24 protein-coding genes are annotated in these 23,607 nt (G+C 60.8%); 18 read left to right on the top strand and 6 right to left on the bottom strand.

What is annotated here, in order from left to right; genetic code table 11:
- Window positions 1–20: 20 nt before the first annotated feature.
- The 5 genes from OIL77_02500 to OIL77_02480 all read left to right on the top strand — a co-directional run bounded on the left by OIL77_02500 (window position 21) and on the right by OIL77_02480 (window position 5,294).
- Window positions 21–1,121, top strand: coding sequence for a glycerol dehydrogenase (locus OIL77_02500; GenBank protein HJI44294.1), 1,101 nt, complete (start codon window positions 21–23; stop codon window positions 1,119–1,121).
- 114 nt (window positions 1,122–1,235) lie between these two features.
- Complete coding sequence (locus OIL77_02495; GenBank protein HJI44293.1) at window positions 1,236–2,303, top strand: glycerol dehydrogenase; 1,068 nt, start codon at window positions 1,236–1,238, stop codon at window positions 2,301–2,303.
- A gap of 151 nt (window positions 2,304–2,454) precedes the next feature.
- Window positions 2,455–3,708, top strand: coding sequence for a 4Fe-4S binding protein (locus tag OIL77_02490; GenBank protein HJI44292.1), 1,254 nt, complete (start codon window positions 2,455–2,457; stop codon window positions 3,706–3,708).
- Window positions 3,709–3,822: 114 nt separating this feature from the next.
- Window positions 3,823–4,899 carry a redox-regulated ATPase YchF gene (ychF, locus tag OIL77_02485; protein HJI44291.1) on the top strand — a complete coding sequence of 359 codons (1,077 nt, stop codon included), beginning with the start codon at window positions 3,823–3,825 and terminating at the stop codon, window positions 4,897–4,899.
- A gap of 11 nt (window positions 4,900–4,910) precedes the next feature.
- On the top strand, window positions 4,911–5,294 hold the full coding sequence (locus OIL77_02480; protein ID HJI44290.1) for a DUF1648 domain-containing protein: 384 nt from the start codon (window positions 4,911–4,913) through the stop codon (window positions 5,292–5,294).
- Window positions 5,295–5,303: 9 nt separating this feature from the next.
- On the opposite strand, the gene OIL77_02475 is transcribed toward OIL77_02480, so the two are convergent.
- Complete coding sequence (locus OIL77_02475) at window positions 5,304–5,693, bottom strand: hypothetical protein (protein HJI44289.1); 390 nt, start codon at window positions 5,691–5,693, stop codon at window positions 5,304–5,306.
- A 76-nt stretch (window positions 5,694–5,769) separates the two neighbouring features.
- Between OIL77_02475 and OIL77_02470 the strand changes: the two genes are divergently transcribed.
- The gene (locus OIL77_02470) at window positions 5,770–5,988 is read left to right on the top strand and encodes a helix-turn-helix domain-containing protein (protein ID HJI44288.1); all 219 of its coding nucleotides are present in this window, start codon (window positions 5,770–5,772) and stop codon (window positions 5,986–5,988) included.
- Between the two features lie 22 nt (window positions 5,989–6,010).
- On the opposite strand, the gene OIL77_02465 is transcribed toward OIL77_02470, so the two are convergent.
- Entirely contained in the window at window positions 6,011–7,024 is a 1,014-nt protein-coding gene (locus tag OIL77_02465; GenBank protein ID HJI44287.1) for an asparaginase, read from the bottom strand.
- Window positions 7,025–7,292: 268 nt separating this feature from the next.
- On the opposite strand from OIL77_02465, the gene guaA reads away from it, so the two are divergent.
- The 4 genes from guaA (at window position 7,293) to OIL77_02445 (ending at window position 10,671) form a co-directional block, all read left to right on the top strand.
- Complete coding sequence (gene guaA, locus OIL77_02460) at window positions 7,293–8,891, top strand: glutamine-hydrolyzing GMP synthase (GenBank protein HJI44286.1); 1,599 nt, start codon at window positions 7,293–7,295, stop codon at window positions 8,889–8,891.
- An 83-nt stretch (window positions 8,892–8,974) separates the two neighbouring features.
- Window positions 8,975–10,189: an ATP-binding protein gene (locus OIL77_02455; GenBank protein HJI44285.1), complete on the top strand. Its 1,215-nt coding sequence runs from the start codon at window positions 8,975–8,977 to the stop codon at window positions 10,187–10,189.
- Window positions 10,190–10,264: 75 nt separating this feature from the next.
- Window positions 10,265–10,471 carry a hypothetical protein gene (locus tag OIL77_02450; GenBank protein HJI44284.1) on the top strand — a complete coding sequence of 69 codons (207 nt, stop codon included), beginning with the start codon at window positions 10,265–10,267 and terminating at the stop codon, window positions 10,469–10,471.
- A 2-nt stretch (window positions 10,472–10,473) separates the two neighbouring features.
- Entirely contained in the window at window positions 10,474–10,671 is a 198-nt protein-coding gene (locus tag OIL77_02445; GenBank protein ID HJI44283.1) for a hypothetical protein, read from the top strand.
- 110 nt (window positions 10,672–10,781) lie between these two features.
- Here OIL77_02445 and OIL77_02440 read toward each other — a convergent pair whose 3' ends face one another.
- Both OIL77_02440 and OIL77_02435 read right to left on the bottom strand, forming a co-directional pair.
- Entirely contained in the window at window positions 10,782–11,201 is a 420-nt protein-coding gene (locus OIL77_02440) for a YjdF family protein (protein ID HJI44282.1), read from the bottom strand.
- A gap of 891 nt (window positions 11,202–12,092) precedes the next feature.
- A complete protein-coding gene (locus OIL77_02435) occupies window positions 12,093–13,025 on the bottom strand; it encodes a radical SAM protein (protein ID HJI44281.1) in 933 nt (310 codons plus the stop codon).
- Window positions 13,026–13,155: 130 nt separating this feature from the next.
- Between OIL77_02435 and OIL77_02430 the strand changes: the two genes are divergently transcribed.
- From OIL77_02430 to OIL77_02405, 6 genes are all read left to right on the top strand, one after another.
- Window positions 13,156–13,515 (top strand): helix-turn-helix transcriptional regulator, encoded by a 360-nt coding sequence (locus OIL77_02430; GenBank protein HJI44280.1) that lies wholly within the window; start codon window positions 13,156–13,158, stop codon window positions 13,513–13,515.
- A 162-nt stretch (window positions 13,516–13,677) separates the two neighbouring features.
- On the top strand, window positions 13,678–14,259 hold the full coding sequence (locus tag OIL77_02425) for a TetR/AcrR family transcriptional regulator (protein HJI44279.1): 582 nt from the start codon (window positions 13,678–13,680) through the stop codon (window positions 14,257–14,259).
- 117 nt (window positions 14,260–14,376) lie between these two features.
- Entirely contained in the window at window positions 14,377–15,567 is a 1,191-nt protein-coding gene (locus OIL77_02420) for a carcinine hydrolase/isopenicillin-N N-acyltransferase family protein (protein HJI44278.1), read from the top strand.
- Window positions 15,568–15,576: 9 nt separating this feature from the next.
- Entirely contained in the window at window positions 15,577–17,640 is a 2,064-nt protein-coding gene (locus OIL77_02415) for an FAD-dependent oxidoreductase (protein HJI44277.1), read from the top strand.
- Window positions 17,641–17,657: 17 nt separating this feature from the next.
- Entirely contained in the window at window positions 17,658–18,932 is a 1,275-nt protein-coding gene (locus OIL77_02410) for an aconitase X catalytic domain-containing protein (protein ID HJI44276.1), read from the top strand.
- Entirely contained in the window at window positions 18,932–19,381 is a 450-nt protein-coding gene (locus tag OIL77_02405; GenBank protein HJI44275.1) for a DUF126 domain-containing protein, read from the top strand. Before OIL77_02410 ends, OIL77_02405 begins: the two co-directional genes overlap by 1 nt.
- Before the next feature lie 215 nt (window positions 19,382–19,596).
- On the opposite strand, the gene OIL77_02400 is transcribed toward OIL77_02405, so the two are convergent.
- Window positions 19,597–21,600: an FAD-dependent oxidoreductase gene (locus OIL77_02400; GenBank protein HJI44274.1), complete on the bottom strand. Its 2,004-nt coding sequence runs from the start codon at window positions 21,598–21,600 to the stop codon at window positions 19,597–19,599.
- A 107-nt stretch (window positions 21,601–21,707) separates the two neighbouring features.
- On the opposite strand from OIL77_02400, the gene OIL77_02395 reads away from it, so the two are divergent.
- Window positions 21,708–22,499, top strand: a complete 792-nt coding sequence (locus OIL77_02395; protein ID HJI44273.1) for a MerR family transcriptional regulator — start codon at window positions 21,708–21,710, stop codon at window positions 22,497–22,499.
- A gap of 298 nt (window positions 22,500–22,797) precedes the next feature.
- Window positions 22,798–22,944, top strand: coding sequence for a hypothetical protein (locus OIL77_02390; GenBank protein HJI44272.1), 147 nt, complete (start codon window positions 22,798–22,800; stop codon window positions 22,942–22,944).
- Here the strand turns inward: OIL77_02390 and OIL77_02385 are convergent.
- Entirely contained in the window at window positions 22,923–23,360 is a 438-nt protein-coding gene (locus tag OIL77_02385; protein ID HJI44271.1) for a MerR family transcriptional regulator, read from the bottom strand. The two genes, OIL77_02390 and OIL77_02385, sit on opposite strands and share 22 nt — an antisense overlap.
- Window positions 23,361–23,607 lie beyond the last annotated feature (247 nt).

Below are 23,607 nucleotides of genomic sequence, written 5' to 3'. Positions count from 1 at the left end.
TTTTAGAGAATGGGATAGTTTTGGCTGCAATTTTCAATAGCCCCAGCAAGTACATCCAGGGTCCGGACGAGCTCGCCAAGCTCGGCTCTTACGTTGAGCCGCTCGGCGCTAAGGCCCTCGTCATCGTGACGCCTTCGGGCAAGAAGCGCGTCGGTGCCAAGATCGAGGGCGGTTTTGCTGAGGCTAAGGCCGAGCTGCTGTTTGAGGACTTTAACGGCGAGTGCTCCAAGGGCGAGGTCGATCGCCTGGTTGCGCTCGCTCGCGACAACGGTTGCGACATCATCGTCGGCGTCGGTGGCGGCAAGATCCTCGACACCGCGAAGGCCGTCGCCTATTACCTGGAGTCCCCGGTTATCATTTGTCCCACCATTGCTTCGACCGATGCCCCGTGCTCGGCACTTTCGGTGCTCTACACCGACGACGGCCAGTTCGACAAGTACCTCTTCCTTAAGGCAAATCCCAATATCGTCCTTATGGATACGACGGTTATCGCGGCGAGCCCGGTGCGCCTGACGGTTTCCGGTATGGGCGATGCGCTCGCAACCTATTTCGAGGCCCAGGCGACGCATGATGCCGACGGCGGCACCTGCGCCGGCGGCAAGGGCGGTATGGCTGGTCTGGCGCTCGCCAAGCTCTGCTATGAGACGCTCATGGCCGATGGCGTTAAGGCCAAGGTTGCGTTGGGGAAGGGTGCGCTCACGCCTGCCGTCGAGCACATCATTGAGGCCAACACGCTGCTTTCGGGCATTGGCTTTGAGAGCTCAGGCCTTGCTGCTGCTCATGCCATCCACAACGGTTTGACGATGCTGCCCGAGTGCCATGGCATGTATCACGGCGAGAAGGTCGCCTTCGGCACCATCGTCCAGCTGGTACTCGAGGATGCCCCGACCGAGAAGCTCGAGGAAGTCTTGGGCTTCTGCATTGAGCTGGGCCTGCCGGTCACGATGAAGGAACTTGGCGTTGCCGAGGTTACGCGTGAGAAGGCTATGATTGTTGCCGAGGCCGCGTGCGCGCCCGAGGACACCATGTGCAACATGCCGTTTGAGGTGACGCCTGAGATGGTCGCCAACGCCATCCTGGGTGCCGACGCGCTGGGTCACTACTACCTTATGGATGAGTAAACTAAGGTAAGGAAGGGGCAAAGCCGACAGATGGCTTTGCCCCTTATTTGCTATGGTGCAAAGGGGTCAGGTTACTTTGCACCAATTGTTGTTGATGAAAGGGCGGATTCTCGTATGGCGCTTCCCTTGGTTTATGGCGGCCCCGGCCGGTATGTTCAGGGGCCGGGCGAGCTCTCGCGTCAGGGCAGGTATTTGTCATGGTTGGGCTGCGCTGCCTATGTCTTGTTTGACCAGGGCACCGAGGATCGGCTGTGCAGGCAGATCGTCGATGGATTTCTGGATGAAAATCTAAGCGAGCCGTTCTTTAAGATTTATGACGGTCCGTGTACGGAAGAGGCCGTTGTAAAAATGGCTAAGGAAGCCCAGGCTGAGTATTGCGACATGGTGGTGGGCATTGGCGGTGGCAAGATGCTCGATATCGCAAAGGCCGTTGCGTTTTATGCCGAGCTGCCGTTGTGCGTATGCCCCACGGCGGCCTCGATGGATGGTCCGTGCAGCGCGATTTCGGTGCTGTATCACGAGGATGGGTCGTTCGACCGCTACCTGATGCTCGAGAAGAATCCAGACCTGGTCGTGGTCGATACCAACGTGGTCGCGGCTGCCCCACTGCGTATGACGGTTGCTGGTATGGGCGATGCGCTGGCAACGTATTTCGAGGCGCGTTCGTGTGCCGCGGCGCACGGCACCAACGAACACGGCGGCGCGCCGGGGCACTTGGCTCTGGTTGCGGCTCGCGCCTGCTACGACACGCTCATCGAGTGCGGTGTGGCTGCCAAGCGCGACCTCAAGAAGGGTCGTACATCACCGGCGGTTGAGCGCCTGATCGAGTGCAATATTCTGCTCTCGGGCGTCGGTTTTGAGAGCGGTGGCTTGGCGTTGGCGCACGCCATCGCCAACGGTCTGACGATTCTGCCCGAGTGCAAGGCCATGCATGGCGAGGCCGTGGCATTTGGGCTGGTGGTGCAGCTGCGCCTGGAGCGCGCGCCCGAGCTTGATCAGGTGCTCGAGTTTTGCCAGCGCGTTGGTCTGCCGACGACGCTCGCGGAGCTGGGCCTTGGCGAGATTTCCGATACCGATTTGCGGGATGTTGCAAATGCGGTCTTTAGAAACGAGCGTAACATGGCCAACGAGCAGGCCAAGGTGACCAAACAAAAGCTCGTGCAGCTCATGTGCGAGGCATAGTCTGGCGCTTGATTGACCTTGTGCGATCGAGGCGGCGATAGGCCATGGGCTATTTGCCGCAAAGATGCTCCGCGTGTAATTTGCCCGAGGCGTGGGCCGATAGCGTATCATTATCTCTTGCTTGTTTGCACTGCTCAGGGAGGGGCCGCGCATGGCGCAGGAACACGATCTGTTTGATGACATTATCGAGATCAGCAAGGGTTTCGACTTTCTTAAAAACCCGCTTGGCGGTGTGACCGATGCACTCGATCCGTCGGCGCCGCAGTGGAATCCTGCCGACTATAAGGAGCGTCCGCGCGGCAACACCATTCCGTGCCTGGCCTGCAAAAACGAAAAGAGCGGCTGCACCGCGTGCATGGACGTGTGCCCGGTGAATGCCATTGAGATCGAGGAAGATGCTATCGAGATTCTCGACAGCTGCCGTAAGTGCGGCCTGTGCGCCGCTGCTTGCCCGACGGAGGCGATCATCTCTCCGCGCCTTGCACCCAAAAACGTCTACGACGACATTGTCTCGGCGGCTACGAGCCACGAGACCGCCTACGTTACCTGCACGCGTGCCCTTAAGCGCATGCCGCGCGAGAACGAGGTTGTTGTCGCCTGTGTGGGCGATATTACGGCCGAGACCTGGTTCTCGGTGCTGGCCGACTATCCCAACGTGAGCGTCTACCTGCCGCTGGGCGTGTGCGATAAATGCCGCAACACCGGTGGCGAGGATATTCTGGGCGAGGCGATTGCGAAGGCCGAGGAGTGGTCTGGCACGGGTATGGGCCTGGAAGTCGACCCCAAGAGCCTCAAATGCCATAAGCGTCGCGAGTACGAGCGCAAGGAGTACATGGAAAAGATCGCCCGCACCACGGGTCTGACCGTGACCAAGCTCAACCCGGCAACGGCGGCGCTGGCCTCGGTGACGCAGAAGCTCAAAGCCCACCGCCACCAGATTACCCAGCTCGAGCGTACGCTCAACACCATGTGCGGCACCACGACGACCAAGCGTCGCCGTACGCTCACGCACGGTCGCCAGCTGGTGCTCTCAACACTGCAGAACCATCCCGAGCTTGCCCAGAACATGCAGGTGAGCACGCCGGAGTGCGATTTTGACAAGTGCACGTCGTGCGGCGAGTGCGTCAATGTATGTCCCACGTTCGCCTGCGATTTGGTGGGAAGCGGCCGCTTTGCGTTGGAGTCCACGTATTGTTTGGGCTGCGGTGCCTGCGTCAAGGTGTGCCCCGAGCATGCGCTCAAGTTAGTTGAGCACGACGCGTCCAATCTGGTCGTCGTCGATCCCGAAGCCGAGGAAAAGGCCGCCCAGAAGGCTAAGGCCCACGAAGAAGCCCAGAAGGTCAAGGCCGAGGCAAAGGCCAAGCTTGACAAGATGCTCGACCAGGTGGAAAAGCTCGCGGACTAGTCAGCGACCTCTATCTCTGCTTCATTCGTGCCGCCGTGGCGTCCGGGTTCGCCCAGATGCTGCGGCGGCGCTATACTTATGCAGTTTGAAATGCTTGTACCAAAAGGAGCTGTCGTGTCCCTTTCCATCGGTATCGTGGGCCTGCCCAACGTAGGCAAGTCGACGCTGTTCACCGCGCTTACCAAAAAGACCGGCCTTGCCGCCAATTACCCGTTCGCCACGATTGACCCCAACGTGGGTATCGTCGACGTGCCCGATAGCCGCTTGCAAAAGCTCGCCGACATCGTTAACCCGGGTCGCATCGTGCCGGCGACGGTCGAGTTCGTCGACATCGCAGGTCTGGTGAAGGGCGCCAACGAGGGCGAGGGTCTGGGTAACCAGTTCCTGGCCAACATTCGCGAGACCGACGCCATCTGCGAGGTCGTGCGCTACTTTAAGGACCCCAACGTTATGCGCGAGGTGGGCCGCACGGGCGAGTTCGTCGATCCCGCCGGCGATGCCGACACTATCATGACCGAGCTCATCCTGGCCGACATGGGCACGCTTGAGAAGCAGCTGCCCAAGCTCGAGAAGGAGGCCAAGCGCGACAAGGAGCTCATGCCCAAGTTCGAGGTCGCCAAGCGCCTGCTTGCCTGGCTCAACGAGGGCAAGCGCGCTGCGTCTATGGAGATGACCGACGAGGAGCGCGCCGCTGCCAAGGGCCTGTTCCTGCTCACTATGAAGCCCATCCTGTATGTGGCCAACGTGGACGAGGATATGCTCAACGACGATCTGGCGCCCATCGATGGTGTTAAGCCGCTGCCCATCTGCGCCAAAATCGAGGCTGAGCTTTCCGAGCTCGATCCCGAGGACGCCGCCGACTACCTGGAGAGCCTGGGCTTGGAGCAGCCCGGCCTGGACGTGCTCGCGCAGGCGGCCTATAAGCTGCTCGGTCTGCAGTCGTTCTTTACGGCCGGCGAGATGGAGGTCAAGGCCTGGACGGTGCGTCAGGGTGCGACCGCCCCGCAGGCTGCCGGCGTCATCCACACCGACTTTGAGCGCGGCTTTATTAAGGCCGAGGTCATTGGCTATGACGACTACATCGAGCTCGGCGGCGAGCAGGGCGCCAAGGCCGCCGGCAAGCTGCGTATTGAGGGCAAGGACTATGTCATGGCCGATGGCGACGTTGTGCACTTCCGCTTTAACGTGTAAGGACGACGCACATGTTTAAATATGGCAAAAAAGCCGGCTATATGGGTATTGCGCTGCTCGTGCTTGCGGTGATTCCGCTGGTGGTCGCAGCGTGTGTTATCCCCAACATTGGTCCCGAGGTGGCAACAAAGTTTAATGCCGCCGGCGAGGCGACGCGCTGGGGCAAGAGCTACGAGTTGCTGGCACTGCCGGTGCTCAACCTGCTGCTGAGCGTGGCGACGTACTTTACGGCAGGACGCCAGGCTAAAAACAATGATGACTCCGCCGCCATGGCGCGCGTCGTGTGCGAGCGCTACCTGCGCAACGGTTGCATCACGGGTGTGTTCCTCAACGTGATCAACGTTTACTTTATGTACTCGGCGATTACCGGAACGGGCTTTGGCCTTGGTTTCTAGCTTGTTCTTTTAGGCAACGAGCCTGCACATATATTCAATGGCTGCTGCGAGGCCGCCGCTCGATCGTGGTTTAAAGACCATGTCGGCGGCGGCCTCGTTTTCGTATCCGGCGCCGCGAAGGGCGAGTGCAATGCCGGCTTCTAAAAGGAGCGGCAGGCCGCGCCGGCTGGTCGCTATTACAACGGCCTGATTGAGCGAGCAGCTATGCGTTTGGCATTGGATGGCAAGTTCACCTTGCGCCGGGCAAGGGACCAGAACGGCGGCGACGCGACTTGATAGCAATGCAAATGCTGTGCGCTCATCGGGCGAAAGGCATTCTGCTTCAACGACGACGAGCTTGGGCGGTGCGCTGTTTGTGCGAAGCGTGGCTCGGTACGTGAGGACCGAAGAACCCGACATAGAAAACTCCTGTGTATTCGGCAAAACGTAAACTATAGTTTACGTTTATGTTCGGCTCCATTTCAAACTCGGCTGCATGGACGAACGTGCGAAACAGATTCTTGGCAGGCGGGTCGAAGAGACACGCAGGGACCTTGGTATCTCCAAGGTTGATTTTTGTGTGGCGACAGGAATCAGCCGACCCTACCTCGACCGAATCGAAGATGGGACGGCAAATTTCACGCTCAAGGTTCTATTTAAGATCGCGCCCGCACTCGGCATGACGGTGTCAGAGCTTCTCGAGGGGATCGAATAGGGGATACCCGTCGACAACTGAATTAGGCCATCGGGATTCGGTCGTGGTTGACTTGGCTGTAGAACAGGCTCTGGATTTCGGCGGCATCGCGTGACTGGCCGAGTGCCCACATGGTCTTGGCTACGAGCGTCTCGGTGGTCATGTCGTCGCCGCGCAAAATACCCGGATGATCGGCGTAGGCACGACCGACCTCATAAACACCCAGGTCAAGGCCCTCTTCGGGGACCTGCGTGGTCATAACGACGGTGCGGCCCGAATCGACCCAGCGGAAAATCGCCTCCTGGAACGACTCGCCCGACTCGCCAAACTCGGGAATACCGCCAATGCCAAAGGTCTCAAGAATTACAGCATCGTAGCTATCGGCTAGGGCGTCCAGGATACCCGGGTTCACTCCGGGCGTCAGCTTAAGGACAAATACGCGCGGGTCGATACTGTCGTAGAAACGCACCGGGTTTTCGCCCTGATGCGTGCCGTGAAGCCCGTTGCGCACGATGCGGTCGTTGCGGATATAGGCGATGGGCGGATAGTTGACGCTAATGAACGCGTTAAAGCTCATGGTGCGCTGCTTGCGGGCGCGCGTGCCGGCAATGGCGACGCCGCCAAACACGATCGAGACGTCGTGCGAATGCTCGTCGAGCGCATAGAGCAGGCTCTGATACAGATTGAGCTTGGCGTCGGTAAAGGGATTGCCCATGGGCTTTTGCGAGCCGGTGAGCACGATGGGCTTGGGGCTGTCCTGAATCAGGTAGGAAAGCGCTGCCGCGGTGTAGCTCATGGTGTCCGTGCCGTGCAGGACCACAAAGCCGTCGTGGTCGGCATAGCCCTCGACGATGACGTCGCGGATACGCATCCAGTCGCTCGGGCGCATATTGGTGCTGTCGATGTTCATGGGCTGCACCACGTCGAGCTCGCAGAGGTCCGAGATCTCGGGGACGCTCTGGGCGAGCTCCTCACCGGTCAGGGCGGGGGAGAGGCCGTTGCCGTCCTCGGTCGATGCGATGGTGCCGCCCGTGGCGATGAGAAGGATGCGCTTCATGCTGGTATTCCTATCGTATTTGCCGCCGCAGAGGCGGAGTCGTTCGGCAGTATTGTGGCACAGGGCGTCCAATGTTCAAACGTATTACATCATCTGTAACGTTTGAAAACACTTCAATTGCCGTCAAATAGGGGCCCAGGTCGTGCGTTTGCCGTGCGCTGATGGCTGCGAGGGGCGAGAAACCCCATATAACGTGTACACTATGGAGGTTATTTTCGTTCATTCACGCGGGTGGGCACCGGCTCCCCGCCAACAAGAGGGGGAAACCATGGATCAAAAGGCTTCCGCAAAGGTCCTCGTACTCGACTTTGGTGCGCAGTACGGTCAGCTCATTGCCCGTCGCGTCCGCGACCTCAACGTGTATTCCGAGATCGTCCCCTGCGACATCTCGGCCGACGAGATTCGCGAGATGAACGCCTCTGCGCTCATCCTTTCCGGCGGCCCGGCTTCCGTGTATGCCGAGGACGCTCCGTCTATCGATCCCGCCATCTTTGACCTGGGCCTTCCCGTCCTGGGCTTTTGCTACGGCCATCAGATCACGGCCGTGACGCTCGGCGGCAAGGTCGGCCACTCCGAGGTGGGCGAGTACGGCCGCGCCACCATCACGCGCACGGCCGGCGCCAAGCTCTTTAACTCCACGCCCATGGAGCAGACCGTGTGGATGAGCCACCGCGACGCCGTTTCCGAGGTGCCCGAGGGCTTTACCGTTACCGCCAGCACTGACGTGTGCCCGGTCGCTGCGATGGAGTGCGTCGAGCGCAAAATCTTCACCACGCAGTTCCACCCCGAAGTCAAGCACTCCGAGTACGGTCAGCAGCTGCTGAGCAACTTCCTGTTTGAGATCTGCGGCCTGGAGCCCAACTGGAGCATGGACAACCTGGTCGAGACCATGACGGCCGAGTTCCGCGAGAAGGTCGGCGACGACCGCGTGATTCTGGCCCTGTCCGGTGGCGTCGACTCCTCCGTCGTGGCTGCGCTGGGCGCTCGCGCCGTGGGCAAGCAGATGACCTGCGTGTTCATCAACCACGGCCTGCTGCGCAAGGGCGAGCCCGAGCAGGTGGAGGAGGTCTTCACCAAGCAGTTTGACGTCGACTTTATCCACGTCCACGCCGAGGACCGTTATGCCGAGCTTCTGGCCGGCGTGACCGAGCCCGAGGAGAAGCGCCGCATCATCGGTACGCAGTTCTGGAAAGAGTTCTTCGCCGTGGCGCAGCAGCTCGAGACCGATGGCAAGCCGGTCAAGTACCTGGCTCAGGGCACCATCTACCCCGACATCATCGAGTCCGGCGCTCGCAAGACGGGCGGCAAGACGGCCACCATCAAGAGCCACCACAACCTGATCCCGTTCCCCGAGGGCGTGCACTTCGACCTCATCGAGCCGCTCGATCATTTCTTTAAGGACGAGGTCCGTGCACTTGGTCTGGCACTGGGCCTGCCGGGTCACATCGTGTTCCGCCAGCCCTTCCCGGGCCCGGGTCTTGCCATTCGCATCATCGGTGCGGTCGACAAGGAGAAGCTCGAGATCCTCAAGAACGCTGACGCCATCGTGCGCGAGGAGCTGGATGCCTACAATCAGCGTCTGTTTGAGCAGACCGGCGAGCGCAACTCCGAGCACAGCTGCTGGCAGTATTTTGCGGTGCTGCCCGATATTAAGTCCGTCGGTGTTATGGGCGACGAGCGCACCTACCAGCGCCCCATCATCCTGCGCGCCGTGGAGAGCTCCGACGCCATGACCGCCGACTGGGCCAAGCTGCCCTACGACGTGCTGGCTCGCATTTCCGGCCGCATCGTGGCCGAGGTCCCCGGCGCGAACCGTGTGTGCTACGACATTACGTCCAAGCCGCCCGCGACCATCGAGTGGGAGTAGAGAAATTTGGGAACTGAATTCCCAAATTTGACCACAGTACAAGCAAATGAAATAATGCCTCCTATCGGAAGATGGGAGGCATTATGTATATAGCCAGGGAAATCGAAGGGACCATCGACAGGATGCTCAAACAGGGCAAAGTCGTGCTGGTCACCGGTGCACGCCAGGTAGGCAAGACCACCGTCCTCAGAGAGCACTTAGGGAGCACGTTCGATTACGTCACCATGGAGGATCCCGCGGCGTATGTGCAGGCCAAATCCGACGCAGTTCTTTTTTTCGAGATGCATTCCCTGCCGCTCATCGTCGATGAAATCCAACGAGTGCCCGAGCTGTTCTCGCCGGTGAAGTGGCTGGTCGACCAGTCGGCGGAGAAGGGGCGCATCGTGCTCACGGGATCCCAGACCTACCACCTCATGAAGGGCGTGAGCGAGTCGCTCGCAGGTCGCATCAGGATCATAGAGATGCCCGCCCTGTCGCTGCGCGAGCTCGCAGGAAAGAGTGACAACCCCTGCAGATACGTACCTTCTATGCTCAAGCCGCATGACGTGTCAGCGCCTGACGGCTTCGACCTCTGGCGGCATATCCACCGCGGCAGCATGCCGGAGCTGCAGGACCCCGACGTCGACTGGGACCTGTTCTACACCGACTACGAGCGCGCCTACCTCGAGCGCGACGTGCGCGATCTCGTTAACGTGAAGGACGAGGCGAAGTTCTACGGCTTCATGGTGGCCTGCGCCGCCCGCACCGGCCAGCTGTTCAACGCCTCGGACATCGGCAACGCCATCGACGCCGACCACAAGACGGTCAAGGCCTGGCTCTCGATTCTTCAGGCCTCGGGCATCGTCCGCATCGTCGAGCCGTTCTTCCCGAACATCGAGAAGCGCCTCACCAAAACGCCGAAGATCTTCTTCATGGACACGGGCCTGGTGTGCCACCTCACCCGATGGACGACCCCCGAGCAGCTACGCGTGGGCGCGATGGCGGGCCACGTGTTCGAGACTTTCGTCGTCTCCGAGGTACTCAAGAGCCATATGAACGCCGGGGCGAACCTGCGCGACGTGTGGTTCTACCGCGACTCCAAGAAACGCGAAATCGACCTGGTCATCCAAGACGGGCGAATCTTACATCCCGTTGAAATCAAGACGAATGCGCTGGTCAAGAAGGATGCGATCAAGAACTTCGGTTGCCTGGAGGGCATGACCGACTACGAGATGGGCTTCGGGCACGTCGTCTGCCAGACCAAGGAGCCGTATCTGCTGGCCGAAAACGTGGAGGCCGTGCCCGTTTGGGCGATATAGGAATCAGGCAACCGCGCCTTCGCCCTGATTGCAGCCAACGCAAAACGGGACGACGAGGGGGAGATGGCTTGCCTCATGAGCGAGGCCCTTCAGCACGCCAAAGACCCAAAAGCTATTTCTGCGCGAAAGCTCATAGAAGCGCCGGGGAAAATATCCAGCTCATCTGTGACTTTTGCTGCCGTCCGTCACGCCCAATACCCCGTGACCAAATATTGCCAGATGAAGCGCTTCTCGGGGCTGCCCGTGAACCCGAAGAATGTGACTTCATCCTCAGAAACCTAGAGATGGGCTATGCATACGTTCAGGTCGCAATGACCATCATGGCCGACCGGTCCACCGAGGAGCGCGAATACCGCCCGTTCGAGCAGATCAGAGACAACTACCCCAAGTACCTGTTGACGCGAAGCGATCCCATTCAGCAAAGGGACGGCATCATCCATGCCAACATCCCCGAGTTCATGCAGGAAGGGAGGACCTTCTGAGCGGGATAGAGATTGGCTGTCGACGGGCGGCGCAATAGACAGCGGTGGCGGTTTCAAGTGAAGCTGACACCGCTTCTGTATAAGGGCTTAAGGGTTGCCACAGATGGCGATCAATGCCCGCGATGCTTCTGCTTGCGCCTCAACTTCCGCTGCTCGAAGCGCGCCTCCGCCTCGTCCGCGCGGCGTTGACTTCTTGCTCGGACCGACTCCCGTTTCATTGTCTCCCGCTGACTCGCGAGCGCCTGCTGCGCCTTGGTCCCCATCGCCGGCTGCTTAAGGGCCTTCGACACCTCGCGGGCGCGGCGCTTGGGGTTTTTCGCAGGCTTGCTTCCCTCGGCGGGACCGTCACCGAAGAACGCGAGCTTCGCCCATTTGCTTCTAACGAATTGCAGGATTTCCTCATCGGACGGCTCCGCGCCGAAGACTATGCGAGCGACGCCGTACCTTCCGTCCTCGACATGTTCCGCCAGCCCGACCCAAAAATGACCGTCATGAAATACGGTCAGAGTGGACGACACGCTGATCTGCATGGCTGGTTCCTCCTTTATGTAGATGACCATGCAGAGAAGGGACAACCAAGGAGGCAGGTTGCTGATGCGGACTCCCGCACGCCCACGACTACCCGACGGGGACTGTGTTTTCATCTCTGATGTCCGCATTGTAGCACGAGCGGTTACCGCAGGCGCACCGCGTGACCTCGAGAGGGGCTGCGGGTTGAGGGTTGAGTTGGATTAAAAACTCGGGATCTCGGATGCGCGCGGCTTCCATTTCGGTGTACAGCACGAAGAAGGCACCCTTCTGTTTGAGGTGCTCGATTTGCTGCTCTCCCGTGGGGATGGGCTTTCTGCTTTGGGCGTCTGCCATCATCGGCTTCCTGTCGCCAACCTGCATGGGTCGTTCTACCAGCGTGTTCTCGCGTTACCGCGAAGACCGTTCGTCGGTTCATGGCGCAACCGCCTGCAACTATTCCCTTATTTCGACAAGGGTAAGTAGTTTGACCTGCGGTTTTGCAAACTGCTCGAAAGCCACCTGCGCTGATTCGCTTGTGATTGCAGCTGGCAGCTTGCGCGCTAAAGGTCGGTTGAATTTCAAAACAGGCGTTTTCGGCGCTCTCGAGCTTCCAAAGACGGCTCGCCGCGCCCTTTGAGACAAAAACTAAAACTCAACCCCCTGAGTTTAAAAAGAGTTTTGAAGTTGTCCCAGCCTTTGTCCCCAAAGCTGATGAAACACGACATGGTGATGCTTGGCGGCACTCGGCTCGAGACGGCATCGAAAACTGGGTGCAACTGGAGTGACGGGACGACAGAACCGGAGCCATCGAGTGGGAATAATCCCAAAAGACAGAATCGAGTGAAGAAAACCACAGTTTACCTGGGGTTTTCATTTATTTCGCAAAGTTGTGTTGCGGGTTTCGCGCTAAGCTACAGATGGCGAAGCGTCTTGCGGTAACGGCGCAATTCCTCTTCCCCAATCTCCGAGATGATTCTGCCGAGCGCACCGAGTATGGCTTGACGCTGAACCGGTAGATTGCCTTGCAGCATGACGGGGTTCGATGCGCCGAGCATAGCGAACTCGGTGGGAATCGCCAAGCCCTCGACGAGCGCCATGACCTCCTCGTACTTCTCGGTCTCGGATTCCTCGGCCCAGTTTCCGCGCTCGATCTCGCCGTAGAGCTCCGAGTTGGGGAACACCGTGAGCATGTTCGCCGCGACAAGCCACGGGTTCGTCTTGTTGAAGATCGCGGCGGATTTCTTCGCGCCAATGACGCCTCGGCCCTTTCCGCTCACCCCGACGAGATAGAAGAAGGCGTAGCCTATGCCCGCTGCGTCAAGCCGGGCACACTGCTCCACTACGTCGGCTGCCGCGTACCCCTTGCACATGAACGAAAGCGCATCGTCGTCGCCGGTCTCGACGCCGATCGTGAGCCCGTCGTACCCAGCATCGGCGAGCGCGGCAAGCTCGTCATCTGCCTTGCGCGCAACATCCGTCACGCGGGCGAAGCAGCCTATGCTCTCGCATGACGGGAAGTACTTTTTAACGAGCTCGGAAATGCCGAGAAGGTGCTTGGCTCGCAGCCCAAAGGGGTTAGCGCCCGTCAGGAACACGCGGCACCGCTTGGGGCTCGGAAGGCGGAACAGTCTCTGCTCGGCCTTCCGCAGGGGGTCGTGAAGCCACGTCTGGGCTTCCAATAGGTCGGCCTCGATCGTCTCCTGCGCCGCCGGCCTGAACTTGAACGGCAGATCGTCGTAGAGCGTGCAGAACTTGCATTTACCGTGCGTGCACCCGGCTGTCGCCTCCAAGAGGAGCGAGTCGGCCTCGTAGGGCGGTCTCCATATCGTTCCCGTGTAGTGCATGGCGTCTCCTTGTCTCCTGGGTATCGGAGATAAGGATGGCGCGCCCGTGCGCGAAATGTAAGTACGATATTAATTTGGGAGTAGTAACATATACTGCACTATTGGGCGTAAGCAGCACTTTGGAGAGCATATGGCACGCAACAAGTTCATGGACGAACGCCAGGTCGCGCGCTGCGAGTCGATGGCGCGCCTTCAGTCGGTCATCGGCGGGAAGTGGAAGATACTCATCCTCTGGTACATCCACGCCTGCGAGGTGCAGCGCTTCGGCGAGCTCATGCGCAGGCTCGACGGGATATCCCAGTCAACGCTCACCAAGCAGCTGCGCGAGCTGGAGGCCGACGGCCTTGTACATCGCGAAATATACAGGGAGATCCCGCCGAAGGTGGAGTACACGCTCACCGAGGCCGGCCAAGGCTTCGCCCCGATCTTGAACGACATGCTCCTTTGGAGCCAATCGACGCTGTCTGCCAGCGCGGATGCGCCACATTGAACATTTTTCAGCTGAGTGATAGATCGACCCTTTTGCGCGGGCGGTTATTGCAACAGGTTTTGTGCATCATGCGAAGCGCGTTGACACGGTTGCGCTATCCAGTCATTATGACCCAGCACACTGTGTGCTGAACGATTGATAGGTGACTTCGTGAGGAGGGTCATGGACGCCAATAAACCCACACGCATCGTGGACGGCACGTCGGATGAGATCGTCGCGAGCGTGCGACGCCTCGCGTGCGAGCGCGGCTACGCGAGTCTTACCGTGCGCGATGTCCTCAAGGACCTGCACATCACGAACCGCGTGTTCTACAACCGCTTCGCCAATATCGACGAGGTGCTCGATATCGTGTATCGCGACATCGCCGGCAAGGTGCGCGAAAGCCTGTGCGCACCGTATGACGGCGAGGGTGACTTCTTCGAACACGTGCATCACATCGCTGCGCGCACGCTGCACCTGTCCTACGTCGCCAAGCAGAACTTCAACCAGTTCGTGTTCGAGGCCGACTCGGCGGGGGAAGAAAACTTCGCCTGGTGGGATCGCGAGATTCGTGCGCTTATCACGCAGGGCAAACAGCTCGGCGTGGTGCGTGCCGACCTAGACGAGGCGCAGTCCTCGTATGCCATCTGGTGCTTTATCCGCGGGTTCAACGCCGATGCGCTCGGCCGCGGCATTCCCGAGAACGAGGCGCTGGCGCGCTTCCGCTACGGCTTCGACCTCATGCTTTCGGGCATGAGGTCTTAAGGGCTGCACCCGGCGCACCCGTTTGCCACCATCTTTTCGGCGGTAGGTCCCATACCTATCGCCGCTTCTTTTGCCCATCTCAGCACACAGTGTGCTGAATGAAAGGAGAACGTGTACATGAAGAAGACCGTAAAGAAAATCGTCATCGTCCTGGTGCTTGTCATTGTGGCCCTCGTGGGCACCATCGGCTTCACCTGGAAAGACGAGATCGCCTCCGTGGCCAGCTTCCACAAGATCCGCGAGCGCAACGCAAGCCACGGTGATGCTAACGTCTACGAGATGACCATGGCCGGCGACTACTACATCGACAAGTTCGTCGAGCAGGGCGGCGTTTCGAGCGACGCCGAGCTCATCGACTTCGTCATCGGCAACATCACGAAGGGTGTCGTCGACATCTCCATGCCCACGCCCCAGATCGGCTGCTCGTCGTTCACCGCCTCCACGGCCGCCGGCGACGCGCTGTTCGCCCGCAACTACGATATGCACACCACGCACGCCGCCATCGTGCACACTTCCGCCTCGGGCGACCGCCACGCCACGGTCTCCACGGTCGACCTGGGCCTGCTGGACATGGACGCCGAGTCCGAGGTCGACGGCCTCAAGGACCGCCTCACCTGCCTGGCTGCCGTCTACGCGCCGCTCGACGGCATGAACGACGCCGGCGTGAGCTGTGGCGTCTACATGACCTACCAGGGTCCCGAGGGCGAGGTCACGGCCACGAACCAAGATACCGATAAACCCGACATGACCACCACCACCTTCCTTCGTCTCGTGCTCGATTACGCCGACGATCTGGACGAGGCCGTCGAGATCGCCCAGTCTTACGACATGCATGACTCGGCAGGCACGAGCTACCACTACATGGTGGCCGACGCATCCGGCCGCAGCGCCATCTTCGAGTGGGTTGCCGCAGACGACGACACCGACACCGACGGTTCCGCCCGTGAGCTGCGTGTGACCTACAACGACGACGATGCCGCGTTCGGCGAGGTCGAGGCTGCGGCGGACTACCAGTGGGTCACGAACTTCGTGCTCGAGCCCAACTACTACGCCTCCGACGATGCCAAGAAAGGCCTCGACCGCTACAACGAACTCTACACGCGCCTGTCCGCGACCGACGGCATCGTGGCCGACGAGTCTGCGGCTATGGATGTGCTCGCCGCCGTGGGTCGTCGTAGCTGGAACAACGACGACGCCAACACCATCACCGTTCACAGCGTCGTGTACAACCTCACCGACCGCGTGATGTACTGGGTCCCCAACGAGAACTTTGACGACGCAAGCGCCTGGATCACCTACAAGCTGTAAGGAGCACCCGTGAACGATACCCTCGCGCCTCTCTTTGAGCCTTGGACCATAGGTTCTCTCGCTATCAAGAACCGCATCGTCATGACGTCGATGGGTGGCACCGACCTGTTCGGTTGGATGGAAAAGAACCATTTCGACCGTGCAGGAGCCGAGTTCCTCCTCGAGGTGGCCAAGCACGATGCCGGCCTGGTGCTGCCCGGATGCCAGCCGGTGTACAACCCGATGTTCGGCCAATGGTTACACAAGAACAAGAAGATGTACCGCGACCTAGCGGTGTGGATGCCTGTGTTCCATGCAACCGGCGCCAAGCTGTTCGTGCAGCTCACGGCAGGCTTCGGCCGATCGTTCACCATCAGTCCGCTCATGGAGGCGCTCTACACGAACCCGGTCCTGCGCGCCGCTGCCAAGCCCGTCATGGACCTCGAGCGCATCTGCGCCGCGCCGAGCGCCTCGCCCAACCGCTGGTCGGACAAGGTGCCGTCGCGTGAGATCACCAAGCCCGAGATCGACCAGATCATCGAGTCGTTCGCCGAGTCGTCGCGTCTGCTCAAGGAGGCAGGTGTCGACGGTGTCGAGGTGCACGCCGTCCATGAGGGCTATCTGCTCGACCAGTTCGCCCTGAAATACGTGAACAAGCGCACCGATGAGTACGGCGGCAGCCTGGAGAACCGGTATCGTTTCGCGGCCGAGATCGTACGTGCCATCAAGCGTGCCTGCGGCGACGACTTTCCCGTGTCCATCCGCTACAGCGTCGAATCCAAGACGAAGGGGCTGCGTCAAGGCGCACTTCCTGGCGAGCAGTTCGTAGAGGCCGGCCGCGACATGGCCGAGTCCATCGAGGCTGCGCGCTACCTGGCCGACGCAGGCTGCGACATGTTCAACTGCGATAACGGTACCTATGACGCCTGGTACTGGGCCCACCCGCCTATCTACATGCCCAAGAACTGCAACCTAGACGACGTGGCCGAGCTGCGCCGGCACATCGACGTGCCCGTCGTATGCGCCGGACGCATGGAGCCCGCCGACGCCGCCGCGGCCATCGCCGAGAAACGTATCGACGCCGCAGGCTTCGCTCGGCCGTTCTTGGCCGATCCTGCTTGGGTGTCGAAGCTTAAAGCGGGTCGAGAGGCCGATATCCGCCCGTGCATCCTGTGCCATAACGGCTGCTTTAACATGTGCCACTACAAGGGTGTGGCCAACGACCAGGACCTTATGGATTCTTTGCATCTGGCGCGTTGTGCCGTGAACGCCGAGACCATGCAGGCGTCGCGCCACTACATCAAGCCGACCTCGTCGCCCAAGACGATCCACATCGTGGGCGGCGGCATCGGCGGCATGGAGTGCGCCCGTGTGCTGGCGTTGCGAGGCCATCGTCCGGTGATTCACGAGTGCGGCGAGCGCCTGGGCGGCGTGTTCGTCGCTGCCGCGCGGGCAAGCTACAAGGATAAGATGCGTGACTTGCTTGCCTGGTATGAGCGGCAGATGGTACAGCTTAACGTGGACGTGCGCCTGGGTGACGAGGTGCGCGACATTACCGAGCTCGACGGCCCTGTGGTGGTTGCGACGGGCTCGACCCCGCGCACGCTGCCCGTCCCCGGCATAGAGCTGGCGCGTGAGGCGTGCGACTACCTGGAGAATCCGCCCGCGGCGCAGCGCGTTGTGGTGGTGGGCGGCGGCCTGACCGGCTGTGAGGTGGCCTACGACGCCGCGCTCGAGGGGCGCGACGTCGAGATTGTCGAGATGGCCGACGACCTGGTGGCGCAGAAGGGCGTATGCCTGGCCAACAGCTCGTACCTGCGCGAGTGGTTCGCCTGGAAGCAGGTGCCTGTGCATCTTGAGACCACGCTTGTCGGCATCGCGCGCACCGGGGACGCTGGCCTGCGCGTGAGCTGCAGGCACGCGGACGGTACGACGTTTGACATCGAAGCCGACGCCGTGGTGACGGCCACGGGGTACACGCCTGCGCCGCTTGCGAGATCGGGCCGTGGCGTTCGCCTGGTGGGCGACTGCAACGGCGTGGGCAATCTGCGCAGCGTGATCTGGCGCGCGTACGACGTGGCGATGACGCTGTAAGAAGAAGGGGGAAAGCTATGAAACTGACCGCCGAACAAGAGGCGATGCTCGCCGGCGAGCGCGGCGAGACGATGGCGAAGGTGCTCGAGACGCTCGTGCGCTACGGCGACCTGTACGGTGCCGACGAGATGGTGAGCGTGACGAGCAAGTACAACCACCTTGTGACGAGCTTTGGGCTCAAGGCGCTGGGGCCGGTGTACGAGCTGATGGGCAAGCTCATAGACGAAGGGGCCGTGAGCCAGATGGGTTTCTCGGTAGACCCCAGGCCGTTGGATGACAACGTGCCGGCGAGCTTTTTGCAGAAGATCATCTTTAAGCACTTCATGTACAGCAAGCAGGATTTTTACGAGGGGCAGTTGCGCGAGTTGGGGCTGATGGGCGACGACGCGTTCACATGCACGTGCTACATGGACGAGGTGGGCAACGTGCCCGCGATGGGCGATGTGCTGAGCTGGTCGGAGTCGTCTGCCGTGGTGTATGCGAACTCGGTGCTGGGCGCGCGATGCAACCGCAACTCGGGCATCATCGATTTGATGGGGTCGGTGTGCGGGTTCGTGCCACGGTTTGGTCTGCTGACCGACGACGGCAGACGCGCCGACTGGGTGGTCGAGGTACGCTGCGAGCGAAGGCCCGAGGCGCAGCTTTTGGGTTCGGCCATCGGCATGCGCGTGATGGCCGACGTGCCTTACATCACAGGGCTGGACGCGTGGCTGGGCGATGAGCTCGATGGCAGCGCGAAGGCGTACCTGAAGGACATGGGTGCGGCGTGCGCGTCGAACGGCTCGGTGGGCCTGTGCCACGTGGAGGGGCTGACGCCTGAGGCGCGAGAGCAGGGCCGCACGCTCGTGCGCGAGGGTGCGCAGGTGTATGTGATCGACGACGCCGAGCTTGAGCGCGTGCGCGCGAGCTACCCGGTGGTGTGGAAGAACGCGGACGCCAAACCCAAACTGTGCTTTATGGGGTGCCCGCATATGAGTATGGAGCAGCTCGAGCAGTGGAGCGAGCGCATAGCGCAGGGACTGGCCGAGGCCGGCCGCACGCGCGTGAGCGTGCCGTGTGTGTTTACGGCGGCACCCGCGGTGGCGAAGCGCTTTGCGACCACGCCGGCTGCGCGCGTGCTGGATGCGGCGGGCGTGGTGGTGTCGAGCATCTGCCCGCTCATGTATATGAACAACCCGCTGAGCGCGAAGATGCCCGTGATCACGAACTCAAACAAGCTGCGCACGTATTCGAGCGCGCGCTATTACACCGACGACGAGATTCTGGACATCCTCACGAAGGGAGCGCGATGATGACAAAGACGTTTACGGGGCGTGTGGTGGTGCCCGGGACCGTAAGCGCGACGGCACTCGTGAGCTACGGCGGGCTCAACACGCTCGCGTCGTTTCAGAAAGCGTTGCAGTTTGGCGACAAGGAGTCGACCTGTGGCGACCAGAACAACCCCGACCTGTACGGCAAGAAGATGCGCGGCAAGGCACTGTGCCTGCCCGCGACCATAGGTTCGACCACCGGTGGCCTGGTACTGTACTGCGCCGTGGCCATGGACAGGCAGCCCGCGTGCCTGCTGTTTAGCGAGGAGATAGACTCGCTGGCCGCTGCTGGCGCCATCCTGCAAGACGTGTGGCTGGGCAACGCCACGCCCATGCCGGTGATCGACTGCCTGGGCGAGGAGTTTTTGAGCTACGTAGCTGACGGCATGACCGTGACGGTGACGCAGAACGGCAGCGTTGTGGTTGATTAGCGAGCCCATTCCCACCCGGGATAACGGCTCAATTATTCCCGTATTCCCGGTCAGCCGCAGGTGGTTGAGTGCGGGCTGTAAAGGTTTGCGGGTGGTGTGCATACGTTAGTTACGGACACCAAAAACGAAAGGGAGACAATCGTGTGCACGATTGCCTCCCTTGTTGTTCTTGCTTCCCGTAAGGAAGTGGGGACCTAAGTTAATGGATCTGGGCCCTAAATGGCCAGGCCCGCCTCGTAACCCTCGCGCGAGGCGACGACGGCGTTACCGGCCTTGACGGCGCAGCCGACTACCTGCACGTTGTCGCAGTGCTTGCGGGCGATTTCCTCGAGCGGGTTGTAAGCCTTGTAGCCGAATGCCGAGACGACCGTCGCCGCGGGGAGCTTGTGCTCGACGCCCTGGGCATCGGTATAGACGACGGCGAAGCCCGTTGCGTTCTGGCTACCGGCGCCCGCCTCGCCGCTCCAACTTGCGATGTCGGTGTTGACCTCTACACCGCTCTCGATGCACTTGACGGTTGCGTTGACGTGAGACTTGACGCCAGAACGGGCCATCATTTCCATGAACGCGCCCTTGGTGATGGGCATCATGTCCAGGCACAGCTCGCCGCGCATCTCGATCACGGTGACGTCGTCGCGGTACTGGGCGATGAAGTCGGCCGTCTCGGCGCCTACCTCGCCGCCGCCGCATACGACGACGGGGCCGGGGTTGACGATTGCCTTGCCAAGCAGGACGTCCTCGGCGAAAACGGCGTTCTCGATGCCGGGGATGGGAGGGGTGAGGGGCTTGGCGCCGGTGGCGATCACGATGGCGTCGGGTTTATTGGCGGCGATGAGGTCCTCATCTACCTCCTGGCCAAGGTTGACGTTGGCATCGAGCTCCTCAAGGCTGGCGCGCAGGCTGCTGATGTACATGGACAGCTCGCCCTTGCCGACGGGGAAGGCTGCGGAGCGGAACTGACCGCCCAGCTGATCCTGGGCCTCGTACACGGTAACGTCGTGGCCTCGCTTTGCCGCAGCCTCGGCAGCCTGAAGGCCCGCGGGGCCGGCGCCGATGACCATGACCTTCTTGGCGGTCTCGACCTTGTCCATGGCGTCCTCGTACTCACGACCGACGCGGGGGTTGACCAAGCAGGTTACCTCGGAGTCGATGTAGAGCGGGAACTCGCAGCCCTGCAGACAGCCGATGCACTGCCTGATGGTGCAGGTCTTGCCAGCCTTTGCCTTGTTGGGCATGTGGGGGTCGGCGAGCGATCCGCGGCCCATGGCGACGAAGTCGGCGGTGCCCATGGCGAGCAGGGTGTCGGCCATCTCGGGGTCGTTAACGCGGTTGGAGAGGATGACGGGGATGTTCACGACCTGCTTGATGAGGGCGCAGCGGTCCATGTTGACGGCGTGCGGGGTGAACATGGGGGCGATGACCTGGTCGGTGGGCTTGCTGGCGTACATGCCGTTAGAGCAGTTGATGCCGTCGAAGCCGACCTCCTCCAGATGACGGCACAGCTGCAGGGTCTCGGCGATGGTGCGGCCGCCGGGAACGAGGTCATCGCTGGAGACGCGGACGATGATGGGGAAGTCCTCCCCCACGCGCTCGCGCATAGAAACGATGATCTCGTCCACGATGCGCACGCGGTTCGCAAAACAGCCGCCGTATTGGTCGACGCGACGGTTGATGGCGGGGGAGAGGAACTCGGCCAGCAAGTAGCCGTGGGCGCAGTGCAGCTCGATGCCGTCGAAGCCGGCTTCCTTGGCGCGGCCGGCGGCCGAGCCGAAGTCGTCCACGAGGGTGGTGATCTCGTCGATGGTCATGTCGCGAGCGGGGCCCTGGCATGCGGGGCAGGTGGTGGCGCTGGGCGCGACGAGGTCGAGGCCAAAGGTCGACTGGGGCATGACCTGGCGACCGGGGTGGTACATCTGGCAGAAGATCTTGGAGCCGTGGGCGTGAACGGCGGCGGTCAGGTCCTTGTTGCCCTCGATCTGGCCGTCGTTCCATAGGCCGGGGATGCGCGTGTAGCCCTTACGGTTCTCCTGGACGCAGTAGTCCTCGGTGATGAGCAGGCCCCAGCCTCCGCGGGCCTTCTCCTCCATGTAGCGAAGGTAACGCTCGGTGATGGTGCCCTCGAGGTTGCAGTAGTTGGTGACCATGGCGGGGACGACAAGCCTGTTCGGGATCTCGCAAGATCCGATTTTCATGGGAGAGAACAGAGTGTCGAGCTTCATTACTACCTCCAAGAAATCGTGGCGCGCGCATACTGCGCCCATGTACTATGTGATTAATGTTCAAGGTGGGGGCAACACCCAGGTCAAGCGGTTTGGGGAGATAATCCATGCGGTACACGCAAAAAGACATTCGCCAAAAGCTGGGCTTCACCCGCGACGCGCTGCGCCTGTATGAGAAACGCGGGATCATCCAGCCCGAGATCGATCCAGGCAATGGGTACCGCTACTACGACGACTGGCAGATGAACCTGCTGTGGGACTGCAAGTACTATCAGGCCATGGGTTTCTCGCTAGCGGAGGTGCAGGAGCTGCTCACGGCGCGCACGCCGGGGGATATCGAGAGCCAGCTTGCCCGACGCGAGGAAGAGATGCGCCACGACCTGCGTCGGCGTGAGCTCGCCCTGAGCGAGCACAGCCGCTTTATGGAGGAACTGCGTTCCAGCGAGAGCGACCTGGGCGTTGTGGAGGAGCGCGACTTTGCGGGCTGCATCTACGTCGTAGAGCGCGAGGAGCATCGTTTGCCTGCGGATATATGCACCGACGCCGTCGCCTTCGCAAACCGAAACGCCGCGCTTATGAAGCCCTACTTCTGGTTTCCCGTGGCCGGCGAACGGCGGTATTTTTGGGGGTCGGCCATGCGGCTCGAGGCGTATAGGGAACTGGGTGAGGAATGCGGGCGCGAGGGCGTTGTGGAGCTTGCACCGTCGCGGACGCTCTCGACGGTGCTCGACGCCGGTGACCGCGGCGGGTTTGGGGCCGACCTCTTTTCCGGCTTCGTGAAATGCGCTGTAGATGATGGCTACACGATAGCAGGGCCCCTTCATGGCTTGCTGCTGGCGCGAACGTTCGATTCGGCCGGTTACCATAGGTACGTGCGTGCGTATTTGCCTATTGAGTAGGAATAGAGAAATTTAGGAATTGCATTCCTAAATTTGACCACAATAAAAGCAAGTGAAATAACGCCTCCCATCGGAAAGACGGGAGGCGTTGTGTATATAGCCAGGGAAATCGAGCAGACCATCGACAAACTGCTCAAGCAGGGCAAAGTCGTGCTGGTCACCGAGATATTGCCTTCCCGGTTTCGAAACTTTAAAAGAATTCGAGTTTCGAAACCGGAAGGAGCGGATGATGGCCTGGGTAGACCGCAACACGTACCTGTAGCGGCTTTGGGCGCTTGAGGGCACCCGGGACATCAAGGTGATCACGGGGATGCGCCGCTCCGGCAAGTCCGAGCTCATGAAGGCGTTCTCCGCCTCCGTTGCGCGGAAGGACTCGTCCTCCAACAACGTCTACATCGACCTGCTGGACCTCGAGCGGCATTATCAAGCGTGTGCGTTTTCGTAGGCCTCTTTGATTTCTTCTGGCAAGCCGTCGGGAATGAGCGCCTTCAGCTCAGCCTCGTCGTTGCCCTGATTCAGCTGCTCGTAGTACCAGCATTTGAACTTCAGCATATCCAGCGCGCGGTTCATGTTCGCGATCTCCGACTCCATGTGGGCCTTCCGCTCCTCGAACATGGCCTTGCGTTTGGGATAAGTCGATGGGCCCTCCGCGCACCATTCCATGAACAGCCGGATGTCCTTGATCTCCATCCCCGCCTTCTTCAGGCATTCGATGACCCGAAGCGCCTCGAGTTCCGTATCGCCGAATTGGCGAATACCGGACGCCCGCTTCAATTCCGGGAACAGCCCCTGTTTGTCGTAATACCGCAGTGTTGAGGTGGGCAAACCGAACATCTCCGCCACCTGTCCGATTGTGTACACGCGCATCCTCCATTCATTTTCAAGTTGAAGCTTGACCTAAAGTCAGGTTTAGGTAATACCGTCATTTTCGTCAATGCAAATAGGGAGTGCAAGGGGTGCTCCGTCATGGGCAAAAAGGTTTTGGTGGTTTCTTCGAGTCCGCGAAAGAATGGCAATTCCGAGACGCTGGCGGACGCCTTCGCCAACGGCGCGCGGGAGGCGGGCCACAGCGTGGAGACCGTGCTCCTGCGCGAAAAGCAGCTGGGCT

It is taken from the genome of Coriobacteriaceae bacterium (assembly GCA_025993015.1).
Lineage (GTDB): Bacteria > Actinomycetota > Coriobacteriia > Coriobacteriales > Coriobacteriaceae > Collinsella.
This window is presented reverse-complemented; position numbering and strand designations above follow the sequence as displayed.